The 17,362-nt window shown below is 37.2% G+C and carries 15 protein-coding genes and 1 riboswitch; of the genes, 11 read left to right on the forward strand and 4 right to left on the reverse strand.

The window, feature by feature from the left end:
• Positions 1-114 precede the first annotated feature (114 nt).
• Positions 115-846 carry a class II chromate reductase ChrR gene (gene chrR, locus I5435_RS01680; RefSeq protein WP_024362737.1) on the reverse strand — a complete coding sequence of 244 codons (732 nt, stop codon included), beginning with the start codon at positions 844-846 and terminating at the stop codon, positions 115-117.
• Positions 847-1,154: 308 nt separating this feature from the next.
• On the opposite strand from chrR, the gene I5435_RS01685 reads away from it, so the two are divergent.
• A complete protein-coding gene (locus I5435_RS01685; protein ID WP_024362738.1) occupies positions 1,155-2,675 on the forward strand; it encodes a succinyl-CoA:acetate CoA-transferase ScpC in 1,521 nt (506 codons plus the stop codon).
• A 60-nt stretch (positions 2,676-2,735) separates the two neighbouring features.
• Here the strand turns inward: I5435_RS01685 and I5435_RS01690 are convergent, their stop codons facing one another.
• Complete coding sequence (locus tag I5435_RS01690; RefSeq protein ID WP_024362739.1) at positions 2,736-3,365, reverse strand: glycerol-3-phosphate acyltransferase; 630 nt, start codon at positions 3,363-3,365, stop codon at positions 2,736-2,738.
• Between the two features lie 155 nt (positions 3,366-3,520).
• Positions 3,521-3,634, forward strand: a riboswitch (SAM riboswitch).
• A gap of 114 nt (positions 3,635-3,748) precedes the next feature.
• On the opposite strand from I5435_RS01690, the gene I5435_RS01695 reads away from it, so the two are divergent.
• The 3 genes from I5435_RS01695 (at position 3,749) to I5435_RS01705 (ending at position 7,232) form a co-directional block, all read left to right on the forward strand.
• Entirely contained in the window at positions 3,749-5,050 is a 1,302-nt protein-coding gene (locus I5435_RS01695; RefSeq protein ID WP_337983126.1) for an O-acetylhomoserine aminocarboxypropyltransferase/cysteine synthase family protein, read from the forward strand.
• 398 nt (positions 5,051-5,448) lie between these two features.
• Complete coding sequence (locus I5435_RS01700; RefSeq protein ID WP_024362741.1) at positions 5,449-5,835, forward strand: hypothetical protein; 387 nt, start codon at positions 5,449-5,451, stop codon at positions 5,833-5,835.
• A gap of 410 nt (positions 5,836-6,245) precedes the next feature.
• Positions 6,246-7,232, forward strand: a complete 987-nt coding sequence (locus I5435_RS01705) for a homoserine dehydrogenase (protein WP_024362742.1) — start codon at positions 6,246-6,248, stop codon at positions 7,230-7,232.
• Between the two features lie 61 nt (positions 7,233-7,293).
• Here I5435_RS01705 and I5435_RS01710 read toward each other — a convergent pair whose 3' ends face one another.
• Positions 7,294-7,524, reverse strand: coding sequence for a MerR family transcriptional regulator (locus tag I5435_RS01710; RefSeq protein ID WP_337983127.1), 231 nt, complete (start codon positions 7,522-7,524; stop codon positions 7,294-7,296).
• Positions 7,525-7,678: 154 nt separating this feature from the next.
• Here I5435_RS01710 and I5435_RS01715 point away from each other — a divergent pair, with 154 nt between their 5' ends.
• The 4 genes from I5435_RS01715 (at position 7,679) to I5435_RS01730 (ending at position 11,668) form a co-directional block, all read left to right on the forward strand.
• The gene (locus I5435_RS01715) at positions 7,679-8,539 is read left to right on the forward strand and encodes a DMT family transporter (RefSeq protein ID WP_258841986.1); all 861 of its coding nucleotides are present in this window, start codon (positions 7,679-7,681) and stop codon (positions 8,537-8,539) included.
• 101 nt (positions 8,540-8,640) lie between these two features.
• Positions 8,641-9,333: a response regulator transcription factor gene (locus I5435_RS01720; protein ID WP_024362745.1), complete on the forward strand. Its 693-nt coding sequence runs from the start codon at positions 8,641-8,643 to the stop codon at positions 9,331-9,333.
• Positions 9,311-9,466 (forward strand): hypothetical protein, encoded by a 156-nt coding sequence (locus I5435_RS01725; protein ID WP_162832719.1) that lies wholly within the window; start codon positions 9,311-9,313, stop codon positions 9,464-9,466. The genes I5435_RS01720 and I5435_RS01725 overlap by 23 nt, the downstream gene beginning before the upstream one ends.
• Before the next feature lie 15 nt (positions 9,467-9,481).
• Positions 9,482-11,668, forward strand: coding sequence for a histidine kinase dimerization/phospho-acceptor domain-containing protein (locus tag I5435_RS01730; RefSeq protein ID WP_337983128.1), 2,187 nt, complete (start codon positions 9,482-9,484; stop codon positions 11,666-11,668).
• A 520-nt stretch (positions 11,669-12,188) separates the two neighbouring features.
• On the opposite strand, the gene I5435_RS01735 is transcribed toward I5435_RS01730, so the two are convergent.
• Complete coding sequence (locus I5435_RS01735; RefSeq protein WP_024362747.1) at positions 12,189-13,337, reverse strand: acyl-CoA dehydrogenase family protein; 1,149 nt, start codon at positions 13,335-13,337, stop codon at positions 12,189-12,191.
• 158 nt (positions 13,338-13,495) lie between these two features.
• On the opposite strand from I5435_RS01735, the gene I5435_RS01740 reads away from it, so the two are divergent.
• The 3 genes from I5435_RS01740 to I5435_RS01750 all read left to right on the forward strand — a co-directional run bounded on the left by I5435_RS01740 (position 13,496) and on the right by I5435_RS01750 (position 17,253).
• Entirely contained in the window at positions 13,496-14,575 is a 1,080-nt protein-coding gene (locus tag I5435_RS01740) for a metallophosphoesterase (protein ID WP_337983129.1), read from the forward strand.
• A gap of 230 nt (positions 14,576-14,805) precedes the next feature.
• Positions 14,806-15,639 (forward strand): undecaprenyl-diphosphate phosphatase, encoded by an 834-nt coding sequence (locus I5435_RS01745; RefSeq protein WP_024362749.1) that lies wholly within the window; start codon positions 14,806-14,808, stop codon positions 15,637-15,639.
• A gap of 321 nt (positions 15,640-15,960) precedes the next feature.
• Positions 15,961-17,253: a protoglobin domain-containing protein gene (locus tag I5435_RS01750; protein ID WP_337983130.1), complete on the forward strand. Its 1,293-nt coding sequence runs from the start codon at positions 15,961-15,963 to the stop codon at positions 17,251-17,253.
• Positions 17,254-17,362 lie beyond the last annotated feature (109 nt).

Genomic DNA, 17,362 nt, shown 5'->3' on the forward strand with positions numbered 1-17,362 from the left:
ACCTGAATTTAACAGACCATTCAAGACAAAAATACTACATAAGCTATAAAAAAAGGTTCAAAATATAAAAAAAGTGGAGTTATTATCATACGATAGTAACTCCAAAAGAAAAAGTTATTTCCAATTAAAACCTTTCTGTGCTAAGAAGCGATTGATGAAAGGACGACGTTGTTCAATTAAAAAATCAGCCATTTGCTTTGTCCAGTTATCAATTTTACGATTGGAGGAGCGGCTATTGTAATAAGCTTCCATTGTTTCATTGTAAGCTGGTAAAAGTTCCTCGTATTTATCACAATTGTACTCATTTTCATGTAGGACAGCAGCTACTGGTAAGCGAGGTTTGACTTCATTGCGTCGTGCAGGAACGCCAATTGTTAAACCAAACAATGGGAATACATAATCTGGTAGATTCAATAATTCGCTAATTTCCTCAGGCTTATTACGTACACCCCCAATATAGCAAATGCCATAGCCCATTGATTCAGCAGCAATCACAAAGTTTTGTGCGAATAACGAAACATCTGCTACACCAACGAGGACATTTTCAGCCGAGTCTGCCACAATATCAACACCTTCTAATTTCCCAGCCATTTGCAGACGTTTAAAGTCTACACAAAAGACAAAAGCACCACCCGAAGTTTCGTATTGACGTGGATTGCCAGAGAGCAAACCGAGCTGTTCTTTTTTCGCTTCGTCTGTTACCCAAATTACGCTATAGGCTTGTACAAAGTGAGAGGTTGCCGCCATCTGTGCTGTGGCAATTAAATCTTCAATAATTTCTTTAGAAATAGGATTTCCATCGTAAATACGAACTGAAGAGTGGTTACGCAATAATTCTTTCACCATTTAAAAATTCTCCTTTTCCCCTTAAATATACCAAGAGCATATCACGCTTTTTCGCTAAAATCGAATAAACTTCAATAAAAAAACTTAAAATCATTTATAAAAAACTATTTTTAAATAATTTGAGCTAGGACAAAAATACCTCGTAAAGTAAAATATATTGTTAGATATAGCTTAAATGTTCTCTTTAGTGTAAAATTATGTATGGCGACAGATTATTTATCTACTGTATTTTGACATTTGTGGGTGTACGGATGTATAGGACAAATAATCTAGTTGAAGCAATTAAATGTGGGATGGAGGAATAAGGAATGGATGAAAAGTTAGCAAAAAAGCTTCGTAATGAACAGTTACGAAACAAAGTTGTAACAGCAGAAGAAGCAGCATCTTGGATTAAGGACGGCATGGTACTTGGTATGAGCGGATTTACACGTGCAGGCGATGTGAAAGTGGTACCGCTTGCACTTGTGGAGAAAGCGAAAACAGAAAGCTTCAAAGTAGATGTATATACAGGTGCATCACTTGGACCAGAAGTCGACCAATACTTAGCCGAAGCGGGTGTAATTCGCAAACGTGGTCCTTTCCAAGGAGACCCAGGTATCCGAAATATGATCAATAGTGGAGAAGTCACTTATGTTGATGCCCATTTATCACATAATGCGGAACTAGTACGCCAAGGTATTATTGGTCCGATTGACTTTGCTATTATTGAAGCTGCTGCAATTACAGAAGATGGCTTATTAATTCCTACAACTTCAGTTGGTAACTCTCCGATTTTCGTACAAGAAGCAGATCAAGTAATCATCGAGCTAAACGTAGCCCAGCTTGATGCATTAGAGGGTGTGCATGATATTTTTGTACCAGGACCACAAGGTAAACGTGATCCAATTCCAATGCTAAATGCGTCAGATCGTCTTGGCACAATTGGCATTCCACTAGACTTAGACAAAGTAAAAGGTATTGTTATTTCAGATATTTTAGATGCGCCATCAACAATTGTTCCAGCTGATGAAGAAACAGATATTATGGCAAATCATTTGCTGAACTTCCTGCGCGAAGAGATTAAAGTAGGTCGTTTAACAACAAGTTTACGCCCGTTACAATCAGGTGTAGGCTCAGTAGCAAATGCTGTATTACTAGGTTTCAAAGATTCCGAGTTTGAGAATTTAGAAGTTTATTCAGAAGTACTGCAAGATGCTGTTTTTGAATTAATGGATGCTGGAAAAGTAAGCTTTGCATCTGCTACTTCTATTACCCTATCGGAAGAGGTAGGAAACCGTGTTTATGGAAATTTTGAAAAATATGCTGATAAATTAGTATTACGTCCACAGGAAATTTCTAATCATCCGGAAATTATCCGTCGACTCGGTTTAATTTCTGTAAATACAGCGCTTGAGCTAGATATTTATGGTAATGTAAATTCAACTCATGTTTCTGGCACACGAATGATGAATGGGATTGGTGGTTCTGGTGATTTTGCTCGTAATGCACGGTTAGGTATTTTTGTGACGAAATCGTATGCAAAAGGCGGTAAAATTTCTAGTATCGTACCAATGGTTTCGCATGTAGACCATACAGAACATGATGTAGATATTATTGTCACAGAACAAGGTGTTGCAGACTTGCGTGGTTTAGCACCGAAAGAGCGTGTAGGACGTATTATTGAAAACTGTGCGCATCCAGATTATAAGGAACAATTATGGGCGTACTTTAACGAAGCGAACGAGGCAACAGGCGGCCACCATACACCACATATTTTAGAAAAAGCGCTTTCTTGGCATGTCAATTTAGCTAAGAACGGTACAATGCAAGATCCATCATTTGCAAAATAATGATATAAAAAAGCCTTGAGAGTTTGTTTGTTGTCTCTCAAGGCTTTAATTTGTTTAAGTTTATTTTTTAAAGGCAGATGTTACTTTAGGCTCTGTCCCTTGGATAAGCCGTTTAATATTTTCAATATGCAACATAAGCGCGATACCAAAAAGAACAATTGCAATCATTGTTGGTCCAATACCAGGTATCCATAAGTAAGTTGCTGTACAAAAAACAATATAAAATACAAGCACACCAATGATTAAATAATTTGTTGTTAAAGATAAAATGACAAATAACATAAGTGCAAATAATGCAATTTTCCAATCAATAGCGAGCAATATGCCTATGATTGATGCAGTTCCTTTGCCGCCTTTGAAGCCCATATGGAACGGGAAGTTATGACCTAGTATTACACTAGCAGCTATAGCATAGGTTAATAACCACATTTGTACTTCAGTAAATTGTGAAGCATTGGAGGTAAAGTAGTAAAGTGCGCATAGTACGGCAGCAACGCCTTTACCTATATCAATAAGTGCTACTAATATGCCGTATTTCCATCCAAGAGAAAGCGTTGCGTTTGAGGCACCCGCATTGCCATGGCCAGTCTTTTTTAAATCTACTCCAGATAGAAACTGTGCCACTTTAGAGCCATGAATACAGCCGATTAGATAACCAATAATAATAAAAATAATCATGGCTTTTACCATAAAAATACTCCTTTCAAACTATATTTTTATATAGTGTATGTGTTCTTATTACGTAAAGGAGCAGACAGAAGTTTCAGAAAAAAATAAATTTTACTGTTGACAGAAAAAAAGTCTATGTTTATACTGTGTAACAACGATGGAAATTGAATCACATACTCTTATCAAGAGCGGCGGAGGGATAGGCCCTATGATGCCCGGCAACCAGTGAGTGACGAACTTGCTAAGGTGCTAATTCCTACAGATTCTTACTTGGATCTGGCAGATAAGGGGAGGAAAACTTGCAACCGCAACCCTCTTCTTAACTGAAGGGGGTTTTTGTTTTCTCACATAAATCCTCCTCATCTCCGGTACCATCGTAAAAACCCATTTAGGAGGAAGAAAACATGTCGAATTTTAAACCAGAAACTTTACTATTACACGGTGGCCAAGAGCCAGACCCAGTGACAGGCTCTCGAACTGTACCGGTGTACCGTTCTACAGCTTTCGTATTTAAAGACACTGCTCATGCGCAACGTCTTTTCGCATTAGAAGAAGCGGGCAATATTTATACACGTATTACAAACCCAACTGTAGATGTTTTTGAAAAACGCGTCGCTTTATTGGAGGGCGGTACAGCAGCAGTAGCACTTTCATCAGGTGCAGCAGCTATCGCATTTTCAATTTTAAATCTTTCAGGAGCAGGGGATGAAATCGTAGCAGCAAGTTCTTTATACGGAGGAACATATAACTTATTAGCAAATACACTACCAAACTACGGTATTAAAACAATTTTCGTAGATGAAACAAATCCTGAAAATTTCCGATCTGCCATTAATGAAAAGACAAAAGCAGTGTTCGCTGAAATTTACGGAAACCCAAGCTTAAAAGTGCTAGATGTAGAGGCAGTAGCTACAATTGCACATGACAACGGTTTACCTTTAATTATTGATAGCACTTTTGCTTCACCATATGGCTCAACACCAATCGACTTCGGTGCAGATATCGTCGTTCACTCAGCGACAAAATGGATTGGCGGTCACGGTACAACTTTAGGTGGTGTAGTTGTGGATGCGGGGAAATTTGATTGGACTCAAGGTAGATTCCCAGGATTTACAGAACCTGATGCATCTTATCATGGATTACGATACGGTATTGATACGGCAGCGGCTGCATTTGCCACAAAACTGCGCGTGCAATTACTACGTGATTTTGGACCAACATTAAGTGCAGATGCTGCATTTAACTTATTACAAGGTTTAGAAACGCTTCATTTGCGTATTCCTAAACATAATGAAAATGCATTAGCAGTTGCAGAATATTTACGTAACCACCCATCTGTGGAGTATGTAAACTATAATGGATTAGAAGATTTTGCTACACATGATTTAGCGAAGAAATATTTGAAAAATGGCTTCGGTTCAGTGCTTACATTTGGCATTAAAGGTGGACGAGAAGCAGGCCGTCAATTAATAGACAGCGTAAAATTATTTTCACACGTAGCAAATGTAGGCGATGCAAAATCACTAATTATTCACCCAGCGTCTACAACTCATCAACAGTTATCTGCTGAGGAATTAATCCAAACTGGCGTTTCCGAGTCGCTCATTCGCTTATCAATCGGTTTAGAGGCAGTTGAGGATATTATTGCAGATTTAGAACAAGCTATTGCGCAAGTAACAACTACTGAACAAAAAGTAGAAGCATAACCTATTTAGATAAACAAAGATGTATGTTGTAGCGTTTACGTATTTTCTCATTCGAAAAGCCTCATTTGGTAATGCGTATAACGTTGCTACATTAATCCTTACCTCATTTGGTGAGTTTTCAGAAATTTTTTATAAATAATACCTAGTAATTTTATAAGTATTGTTGACTTAGTTAATGCCATGCTGTATACTAGGGATTAAGTAAAACGTTCGAAAGGCTACCAACCTTGAACAAAGTGTTGATGTTACTAAACTTTCACCGCCATTCATTAGGCGAAAACAACTAACTTGTTTTCATAAGTGCTCCCCCACTTTTGAATATATACATGAAAGGGGGTAGCTACATAGCCAGTAGCTACTCTCGCTTTCCATAACTGATCGAAAAAGGAGTGTTATCAATGGCAAATATTTATCGTGCACAAAATGTAACTGCTTATCTTATATATGAATTAAATGAAAGCCATCATTTTGTAAATAATATGGCCATTCAATACTTACTTTCGACAGTTGAATCAAAATGGCAACAAACCTTTGGACATAGTGCTTTTGAAGAAATCGTATATGCTAAAGAAGAAGGCTATACTGTAAAAGAAGTTTTTGAAGAGTATAAAGTTCATGGTACAGACCATATCGCGCTACCTGCGACAGAGTATTACTTACAATATGGGTCATTTCAACTAATTGAGCGCACATATGCCATACCGAACTTTACACAGGAAGAAATCAAACTAGTACAATCAGCTTTAGCACAATATCGTTATCGATTATTTTTACTAGCAAGTTAACTTTCCCTTATATTTTTTAGCTCATTCTCTACTGCTATAGGGAATGAGCTTTTTGTTGTGCTAAGTTATTTGTTGAATTTATTTCGACTTTTCAAGACAGCCATTCTATAGGTAGTATCTTCGTACATATATAATAGAAGAAAGGCATTTTTTTTATAAAAGAATCGTCAATATTTGTTCAAAAATTATAGATTTATAAAAAAAACGTATAATAAAGGCAATGAAACCGATTTCTTTTGCACGCCTAGAGAAAACAAATGTCCATCCTAGAAAGATTTTTCTTGTGCAATGGATTTATTTGCGTTACAATTTTCTTTAGGTTAAATTTTGAATTATTTGAATATGTGCTTGTAGGCACAAACTTTATATAGAGAGAAAACTGGAGAAATGTACGTTGGAGGGAATCAAGTATGGCAACTATAAAGGCAGCGATCTTAGGATTTGGAACTGTAGGTCAAGGGATTTATCATATTTTAAATGAAAAGCGTGAAGAGCTAAAACATAAATTAGGCATTGAGTTAGAAGTAGCAAAAATATTAGTAACGGATGCTAGTCGTGAACGTGTTCCGGGCACAGCTCACTTAATGACAACGAGTATGGATGAAGTGTTGGCAGAGCCTGGCATGCAAGTTGTATTCGAAGCGATTGTCAATGAAGAGCCGGCATTTGGCTATTTAAAGCGTGCGGTTGAACATAAATGTCATGTGATTACAGCGAACAAAGTGATGTTTGCCAAACGTGGCTTAGAGTTACAGGAGCTTGCAAAGGCAAATGGTGTTTTCGTTGGCTTTGAAGCAACTACAGCAGGTGGTGTGCCTGTTATCAAAACGATGAAAAATATTTTGCTTGTAAATGATGTGAGTCGAATTCAAGGTATTTTGAATGGCACTTCAAACTATATTTTAACAAAAATGCGTGCGCAAGGCTGGTCCTTCGAGAAAGCCTTAAAAGAAGCACAAAACTTAGGGTATGCAGAAGCAGATCCTTATAATGATGTGTCTGGTCAAGATGCTTTTAAAAAGCTAATGATTTTAAGTGCTTTAGCATTTGGTGAACAACCAGATTGGGCTGATGTTGAAGTAATTGGTATTGACTGTATCTCTGCTGAACAGGTGAAAGATGCTTGTGAAAAAGGCTTACGTTATCGCCATGTAGCCGAAGTGGAGAAATTAGCGAACGGTAAAGTGGTGGCAAAAGTCGGGCCACAACTAGTAGATAAAGAGCATCCACTTTATCCAGTAGATGATGTTAATAATGCGGTTGCGCTAGAAACAAACTATATTGGTACATTAACATTGGTAGGACCAGGTGCAGGCATGTATCCAACAGCAAGCGTGATGGTGGAAGACTACGCTGAAATTATCGGTAAACGCGCTGGGTTCGTTGTAAGTATTTAAGTATGTGGTGCCAGTCACTCAAACAATTTTGAATTGTTTGAGTGACTGGCACTTTTAGTCTTTAGTCTTCATCTTTAACGTCAATATCTTCAGGAATGGGTGTGTTACGCCAAATTTCTATTTCTTCTTTTATCCGTTCTAGTTGTTCAAAATAGATGCTAAATTGTGCACTGTTAATTAGTAATTGATGACCATCATATATGGAACGGATGCGTCCTTCATAAACAAGTCGTAGTACTTGCTCCTCTGGCATGCCAAGATCAATGGCTGTTTCTTCAATAGTTTTATACATAAGCGGTCGCTCCTTTTGATGTACCTATTATACCTTCTCTCGAATGGAAAGCATAATGATGGATTAATGTAAGGAAAGGAAATTGGGAATTGTTTGATTTTGGATAAATCTGTATAGTTAGTAGTAATCGTGTTATAGGCAGGAGGGATAAGCAATGGTCTATCCATATTTTTTTGTTCTTCTAGCAGCTATTTTATGGGGAATGACAGGGACAGCACAAACTTTTTTAGATAAAGGTGTATCTCCCATCGCTGTAGCGACGATTCGTTCAGCAATTGGAGGGGGGTTATTATTTGTCGTAGCCGTGTTATTACGTAAAATCTCTTTTCGGACATGGTCCTGGAAATGGACAATATTAGCGGCCGCAAGTATTGCCTTATTCCAAGGTCTTTTTTTTACTTCCATCCGTTTAACAGGTGTAGCGATTGGAACCGTTGTGACAATTGGGAGTGCTCCTATGTTTTCAGGCGTACTAGAGTGGTTATTTTGGAAAACACGCCCCTCTAAAATATGGGGTATTGCCACAATCATGACGATTACAGGTTGTATTTTATTATTCATCAATAGTGGTGATCGTGCTATTCATTTAGGCGGGGTTGGGCTAGCCGTTTGTGCAGGATTATCTTTTGCCGTGTACACAAATATGAGTAAACAATTAATGGCGCAGCAGGAAGCATTGCCTGCAGTGGCGATGACATTTTCGATTTGTGCAGTATTGTTATTACCGTTTTCCATCAGTAGTGGCTTTAGCTGGCTTGCAGAGATGCAAAATTTATGGACAATGATTTTTATGGGCGTTATGTGTACAAGCATAGCGTATTTATTATTTTTAAGTGGGCTCCAGAAAATTAGCTCGTCCTCTGCTGTAACGTTGTCACTTGCAGAGCCATTGACTGCCGCTATGCTCGGGGTATTGCTAGTTGGAGAACATCTAAGTTCAACATCTTGGGTAGGTGTAGCCATGTTGCTTGGAGGAATTGTGGTTCTAACATTGACTGGAAGAAAAAATAAATAAGGATAAACAATAGGTAAAAGCTTAAGAAATTCTTCATTTTTATCCTAGTTGGTTTTTAAGATTTAAACTGTACACTATTAATTGAGAGCGAGGTGTATATCATGACGAAGTTAACAGTTCTTGTAACAGATGATGATCAAGATATTCGTGATGGTATTGAAATTTACTTAAAAAATGAAGGCTATCATGTTATTAAGGCAGCAGATGGTGTGGAAGCGATTGAAAAGCTGGAAAACAATGAAGTCCATTTGATTATTTTAGATATTATGATGCCCAATATGGATGGTATCACTGCAACGTTTAAAATACGAGCAGAACGCAATATTCCAATTATTATGCTTAGTGCAAAAGCTGAAGATGGAGACAAGATTCATGGGTTATCTGTTGGGGCAGATGACTACGTAACAAAGCCATTTCATCCACTAGAGCTGTTGGCGCGTGTTAAATCACAATTGCGTCGTTATGTACAACTTGGGACGTATCATGACGGGGTTGCGAAGGTGGAAATTGATGGTTTAGTGCTAGATGAAGATGCCAAGGAAGTAGTGTTAGAAGGCGAACCAGTTCGCTTAACACCCATTGAATACAAAATTACAGAATTATTAATGAAAAATGCAGGGCGTGTGTTTTCGATTCGAGAAATTTATGAACGTGTCTGGAATGAGGAAGCTTATAATGCAGAAAATATTGTAGCAGTCCACATTCGAAAAATACGGGAAAAAATTGAAGCGGATCCGAAAAATCCACGTTACTTAAAGGTGGTGTGGGGCGTTGGCTATAAAATGGAAAAATAAAATAGAAAAGTATGCCACGATAGCAGGGTTTGTGGCAGGTGTAATCGGTCTAATTTATTTCGGTATTTATGCCTATCAAATGGTCAATGCTCGCTCCTCCGAAATGCTACAGTTTTTTGAAAAAATTTTTTAGAGGAGCGTTAAAAACATGATGAAAAATTGGAAACCTCTTCTTACAATTATTTGTTTAACGTGGTTTATATTCGGTGTATTTACATTTTCAAAAATTGGTTATCAGTATGTAGGGAAATCTTATTTTCAATCTGAAAAATTTCAACATGAACTGGACAATTTCCTAGCAGAAATAGGACCGCTCGCGTTAAATATACCAACCGCAGAGGAATTGAAGAGCAAGATTACAGTTTCGCAAAATGAAATTGAGGAACATCGAAATTATTATGGCTCACTCGGCACGCAAATCGACAATATAAAAAGTCAATATGAGTCTCGTATTCAAGAAGCAGCTGATAATAATGCCAATGATTTAAAGACAAAGCTTGAAAATGAGCAAGATGCCAAAATAAAAGATATTACGAAAAACTTTGAAGATGATGAATATGTTCGTAAGAAAATTGTGGCGCAAAAGGGCGCGCTTATTGATAAATATATAAAATCTGTAAAAGATGAAGCAAAAGATTTCGCAAAAAATTATAATTATTTTTCTTATGAATTAACAGATGAAAATGGTGAAACCTATCGTTCAGGAAATATTACTGACAGTAATGTATACAAAAAAACATATATAGAACCGCCAATAAGAACAGGAAGTATTAGTAACAATTCAAGTAATTTATTATACGGTTCAGATGTATACATCGAATCCGACGTATTAAATGAAATGACTGATTACACTGGGACGATTACGATTTCTAAAAAAGCAGCCCAATCCGCAGCAATTATGGAAGGCTATGACCGATTTAAACGCAATCAATATATGTTCTTTATGATTTGGATATCAAGTCTTATCGCGGCATTCTTTGCTTGGAAAGGGCGGAAAGAATTGCTGCCAACGATTGGGGCACTAAAAGAAAAAGAATCTCTAGCGAAGTTTCGCATTGATATCCAAATTGTCATATTGTTTATTACAGGTTGTATCTATTGGTTTTCTTCATATGCTGCATTTGAAGCAATTGAATATATGTATCAATACAATTATGTGCGTTTTTTAATTGACTTTGCTTTTAAAGCATTGATTTTGATCATTATTGGTGTTGCGTTTTTCGTGCAAGTTATTTGGTTATATGGTCGCGTTAATACTGTTGAAAAGCTAAGTGAACATGCACAAGACAGTTATTTATGGGGAATTGGAGAATCCATGACTGATTTATTTTTAAATCGATCAATCGCACTAAACTCGATTGTCATGGTCGCAGCTGCCTTTTTTGGTGGTGGTAGTTTTGTTGCGAGTGTTTCTATGGGCGGAGGATTTCCGGTTATGGTATTCGGCATCTGTGGGATTGTTGGTATCCCAGCAATGGTTGTCTTCCTATTTAAAATGGGCTATTTAAATCGCATTATGAAAGATACAAAGGATATGGCAGAAGGGCGACTTAATCGAGATGTAAAAGTGAAGGGGAAATCCCCATTAGCAGCTCATGCCGAAAATCTTAATCACTTACGTGAAGGTGTTCGTACATCAATGCATGAGCAGGCAAAGAGTGAACGCTTAAAAACAGAGCTTATTACAAACGTTAGCCATGATTTACGTACGCCTTTAACTTCAATCATTACGTATACGGATTTATTGAAAAATCCAGATATTACGGAAGAGGAGCGTAAGCAGTATATTCATATTCTCGATAAAAAATCAGACCGTTTAAAAGTGCTAATCGAGGATTTGTTTGAAGTATCCAAAATGGCGAGTGGCAATATTGAGCTCCATCGAAGTCGTGTGGATGTCACACAGCTTGTACAGCAAGCAGTTGGAGAGCATGAGGAGGATTTATCACAGGCACGCTTAGACTTGCGTATGACAATGCCGAATGAGCCGATTTACGCTTATGTGGACGGGCAAAAATGGTGGAGATTGATTGATAATTTAATCGTCAATGTATTGAAATATGCATTAGAAGGTACACGTGTCTATGTTACGTTAAAAAGAGTGGCAAATGGTGATGCTGAATTCACGGTGAAAAATGTTGCGAAATATGAAATAAGCGAAAATGCTGATGAATTGTTTGAACGCTTTAAGCGAGCCGATGCATCGCGTCATACAGAAGGCTCAGGCTTAGGTTTAGCCATTGCGCAATCTATTGTTGATTTGCACGGAGCGCGTATGAGTATAGAAGTAGATGGAGATTTATTTAAAGTAATTGTACGAATTCCAGCAGTATAAAAAAGCAGCGGCATATCTATTTGCCGCTGCTTAAATTTTGGTAAAGCGTTGATTTCCGTTCCAAGCGCTCCCTTTCCGCATGCACTGCGTCAACTAATTTTTGTAGCATCCGCCACAAAAAATGGATTTTCAGCTCGTGCTGTTCCTGAAGGAATGTCGCACCTTCCACTCCAATCAACTAGTAAACTTGCTAGTTATCCTATCCTCCTCCTATGCTAAAAAATGTTACGGTGACATTAAACTCCCTCGCCTTCAAAGCGTCTGCGATAAGAAATACTTTGGAGAAATACGTTGCCAAAGGAGCTGTGTTGGTAAAATATCCACTCATATGAGAGAAGCTTTATTGATTATAGTGAAGGATTGCTCGACGTGTGTTAGTGAGGGGTGCGGCATTAAGCTGAACGGAAAGCACCACCAAAGCGGACAACAACGGCATAGCAAAAAAAGTGTTAGATTGACTAAAGCAATCTAACACTTTTTCCTTTTGTCCTAGTCACATTGGCTCGGAGCGACAATGCTTTTATAAGCCTATATTTTTGGCAATTATCATTTTCATTACTTCATTTGTGCCTGCGTAGATTGACATTACGGGTATATCACGATAACGTCTTGCAATTTTATATTCTTCCATATAGCCATAGCCACCGTGTAACTGCATACATTGGGCTGCTATGTCGCGTGCATTTTCGGTAATCCAGTATTTCGCCATAGAGACCTTTGTCACAACATCTTGACCCGCAATATGCTCTTCAATTAAGGATTCTAAAAAAGTTTTGCCAAGTTCTATTTTAGTGGCCATTTCAGCAATTTTAAATTGCGTATTTTGGAAGTCACTAATGGATTTTCCAAAAGCTTGACGTGATTTCACATAATCAACCGTCAAAGCAAGCATATCTTCTGCTGCTGATTGGGCAGCAATTGCAACAGCTAGACGCTCTTGTTGGAGCTTTTCCATCATATAGGTGAAGCCTTTTCCTTCCTCCCCGAGTAAATTTTCTACTGGGACACGGCAATCTTCAAAAAATAGTTCAGCTGTATCTTGTGCATGCATCCCTACTTTTTCAAGTTTGCGTCCCTTTGTAAAGCCTGGTGTTCCTTCCTCAATCACGATAAGGCTAATACCTCGATGCTTTTTCTCTGCATGAGGATTTGTTTTTACGGCAACCACCACTAAATTTGCATGAATACCATTTGTGATAAAAGTCTTTTGACCATTGACAATAAAATGATCGCCATCGCGAATAGCCGTTGTTTGGATATTGGCTAAATCGGAGCCTGTTCCTGGTTCAGTCATAGCAATCGCAGTAATCGTCTCGCCTGTTACACATTTTGGAAGCCAACGCGATTTTTGCGCAGCGCTTCCATATGCCTCGATATACGGCACAACGATATCATTATGCAAACCGACACCAATCAGGCTTGATCCTACGCGTTCTAACTCCTCTTGAATAATAACACCAAAGCTGAAATCTAACCCGAGGCCTCCGTACGCTTCTTCAACTTGAGGACATAAATAACCTAATTGTCCGAGCTTGTGCCAAAACTCTAGTGGAATAAGGTGATCTTTTTCCCATTGATCATAGTGTACCTCTGCTTCTTCAGCTAAAAACTTACGTAATGTTTTACGGAATAACTCATGCTCAGTTGATTCAAATTTGTACTTCCCCATTGAGACAACACCCCTTTATTAGCTCGTTTATGCAAAAATTTTCTAGTACATCTATAATGTTACTGAAATACAGTGCAAAATAAAAGTGCTTTTAAAAATACGATTCTTATATGGAATGCTATAATCACAATGAATATATGAAAGAAGAGGACTACTATATGGCAAAAATTATTGTAGGATTTGTTGTTATAAGTATATATAGCGCTTTAACTTTCTATTTGGGCTGGGGCATCAAGCAATGGCTTGACGCAATGAATTGGTTTCACTATCCCATTTTTTATTGGCTCATACTTTATATTGTTTCTTTTAGCATTATTATCGGCAGGCTACATGAGTCTTTACGCGTATTTTCAGTTATCGGTAACTATTGGATGTTTATATTTGAATATGGCTTGTTATTATGTTTAACTGTACAGCTTGTAATGTGGCTAACACCATTTCACAATATTCGCGTAATTGGTAGTTTAGCAGTTGCTATGTTCTTTATATTATGGGTTTTCGGTTCTTATTTTGCATACTCTCCAGTTGTCCGGCATTTAAATATTGTAATGCCTCAAAAGGATAGTGAGCTATCCTCGATGCGTGTTGTCGTTGCATCGGATTTTCATTTAGGCGTGCTATCAAACAAAAAGCATTTACAACGTTTTGTTAAGTTATCAAATGAAGCGGAGCCAGATGTGGTTTTTTTAGCAGGAGATATTGTGGATGATGATCCAAAATGGTTTGTTCAAGAGGGAATGGCTGAAGTAATGAAACAGCTAACAGCGACTTATGGTGTGTACGGAGTACTTGGTAATCACGAATATTACGGAAAGAAAATCCCCGAATTTGTAGAAGAAATGAAAAAAGCTGGTGTTAAAATTTTGCGAGATGAAACAATTCGAGTGAACAATGCGTTTATAATAACAGGCCAAGAAGATAAAACGAATAAAGAAAGGAAACATCTTGAAGCTTTGAAATTGAGCGACCAGTTGCCTTGGTTTGTTATGAATCATACACCAGATGATTTGACAACACCTGCGCGTACAGGGGTAGACCTTCATATGTCTGGACATACGCATAAAGGGCAGCTATGGCCGAATCAGTATATTACGGCACGTGTATTTGAACTAGATTATGGTTATAAGCTGAAGGGACAAATGCATACACTTGTTTCATCGGGCTTTGGATTTTGGGGACCACCAATGCGTATCGGCAGTCGTTCTGAGCTATGGGTAGTTGATATTACTTTTCAGTAAAAGAGGTAGTATAAGAAAAAGGAGTAGCTTATAATAAGTTGGTGTGCGCAAAAATCGCTTAAAGCTAAGTCTTTCAAATATCGTGGGCACAAAAGAATGTAGTCTAGGTGATTGTCAATGGAACGTACACAGAGCCTTTTTATCATTTGTGGCATTTCTTTATGTTGCGGAAGCTCTGATTCCCCCGCGTAGAACAAAAGTAGAATAACGTTAAAAGGTAAGGTGACAATGTGGAGATAATAGAATTATTAAAGGCACTTATTTTAGGCTTTGTCGAAGGAATGACAGAGTTTGCACCAGTATCATCTACAGGTCATATGATTATTGTCGATGATATGTGGTTGAAGACAGAAGAGTTTTTAGGAAAGTATCCAGCTAATACGTTTAAAATTGTTGTTCAGCTAGGGTCAATTTTAGCGGTTATCGTGGTCATGTGGAAGCGTATGCTAAGTCTAGTTGGTCTCTATAATATTGATGGACAGTCAAAATCGATGACGGGTCGTTTTAACTTAATGCACGTGATTGTTGGTATGTTACCAGCAGTAGTGCTAGGTTTTGCTTTTAAAGATTTTATTGATGACCATTTATTTAAAGTAGAGCATGTTATTTATGCATTAGTTGCAGGGTCAATTTTAATGATTGCGGCTGATAAATTGGCTCCAAGAAGACCAAAAGTTAATTCATTAGATGAGATTTCTTATGGCATGGCGTTTAAAGTTGGTTTAGTACAGTGCTTATCGTTATGGCCAGGATTCTCTCGTTCAGGTGCAACAATTTCAGGTGGGGTTCTTTTTGGGATTAGTCACCGTGTAGCTGCTGATTTTACATTTATTATGGCAGTTCCTATAATGGCAGGTGCCAGTCTTGTATCAGTATTGAAAAACTGGGATACGCTTTCAATGGATTATTTAGGGTTTTATGTAGTTGGTTTTATCAGTTCATTTGTATTCGCATTATTATCCATTAAGTTTTTCTTGGCACTTATTTCAAAAGTAAAACTAATGCCATTTGCAATCTATCGTTTAGTGTTAGCAGCAATTCTTAGTGTTATTATATTTATGTAATTAAAAAGTCACTCATTTGTCACAACAATGAGTGGCTTTTTTTTGATTTTACAACTTTTTATTTAGAATAAGTACTACTTAAACATTATTATTGTCAAATTGATAATAATAAATATAAAATTTATTAGGTATATAGATATATAAAAAGGGTGAAATTAGTGTAAAATCGTGGTATAGTAGATAAAATTTACCGAACTATTGTAACTATTATTACATACACTTTATAATCAATAATAGAAAAGATCATAATACTTATTTTAGCTAATAGGTTTTAACATTTAAAAAGAATAGACATAATATTTTAATTTATGGGGTGGAGAGATGTTTCAATTTAGAAATAGACCTAAGCAAAATACAATTGTTATGAATGATGTGTCAAATACAGGTGTAATTATTCAAGATCAGGAACGTTTGCTACAGTTACACCTTGTCAATCTCACAAAACAGGACTTGCAGTTAATAAAAAGTTTAAAGCCTTATATCGAACAAAATGTTGTGGATATTGTTGAAACATTTTATAAGGCTGTTGAGAGTGTACCGACTTTACGGGATGTTATTCAAAAGTACAGTTCGAGTGAACGCCTTCGCCAAACACTTCGCCACCATATAATTGAAATGTTTGAAGGAAGAATAGATAATGCCTTTATAGAAAAAAGGCGAAATGTAGGCAAGATGCATGTAAAGATTAACTTATATCCCAAATGGTATTTAGCTGCGTTTCAAAACTTAGAAAAATCTTTGCGCAAGACTGTTTATTATTTATATTTGTCTAAAGAAGAAGAAGAGAAGTATTGTGATGCAGTAAGTAAAATGTGTAATTTCGAACAACAGATTGTACTAGAAGAATATAATAACTACTCCAATTCTTTAATAGAAGAGCAACGAATGAGTGTCCGGACACATGTAAAGGATATAGTGGGTGGGATTTCGACGCAATTAGAGGCACAGTCACATGAGACAAATGAGTCAGTAATGGAGCTTATTTCTAGCACAAAGCAAGTGAATGCATACTTAAAAGACAGTATCGATGAGGCTAAAATGATGCAAAAGGTTTCATCTGAAGGCTATTCGAAAATCGTATTGTTAAATGAGCAAACAGGCAAAATCAATGATAAAACGATTGAAATGGCAATGATGGTGGAGGAACTCAATCATTCCTCTTCAAAAATAAATAATGTTATTGAAATGGTCAAAAACATTTCTGGACAAACCAATTTACTAGCATTGAATTCAGCAATTGAAGCTGCAAGAGCTGGAGAACATGGAAAAGGTTTTGCAGTTGTCGCAGATGAGGTGCGTAAGCTGGCAGACCAAACGAAAGAATCTGTAGAGCAAATTGCGGAGTTAATCGGTATGTCCAATGGGATTACAAAACACGTTGTACAAGCCATTCAAGAAATTCAAGTGCTTGTTAATAATAGTATCGAGCAAAACTTGAATTCATTAAAAGCCTTTGACGCAATATCCGGCTCGGTGGAAGGCTCTATTGTCAACTTTCAAAATGTCGGAAGTCAAATAACGGAATTGGCGAATGTCATTGAATCCATTGGAGAATCTTCCGAGGAATTAGAACGAGTTGCGAGTCGTCTAGATACGACCATTAAAGATTTCTAACGGAACACGTAGCATTTTGCTGCACGTTTAAAGTAGCACAATCACCGCATTTTACTACAATTAACAATTGGATATAAAATTCATTTTCTATAAAAAAGCATAAACATGA

This window comes from Lysinibacillus sp. C5.1 (assembly GCF_016350185.1).
In the GTDB taxonomy this organism is placed as follows: domain Bacteria; phylum Bacillota; class Bacilli; order Bacillales_A; family Planococcaceae; genus Lysinibacillus; species Lysinibacillus sphaericus.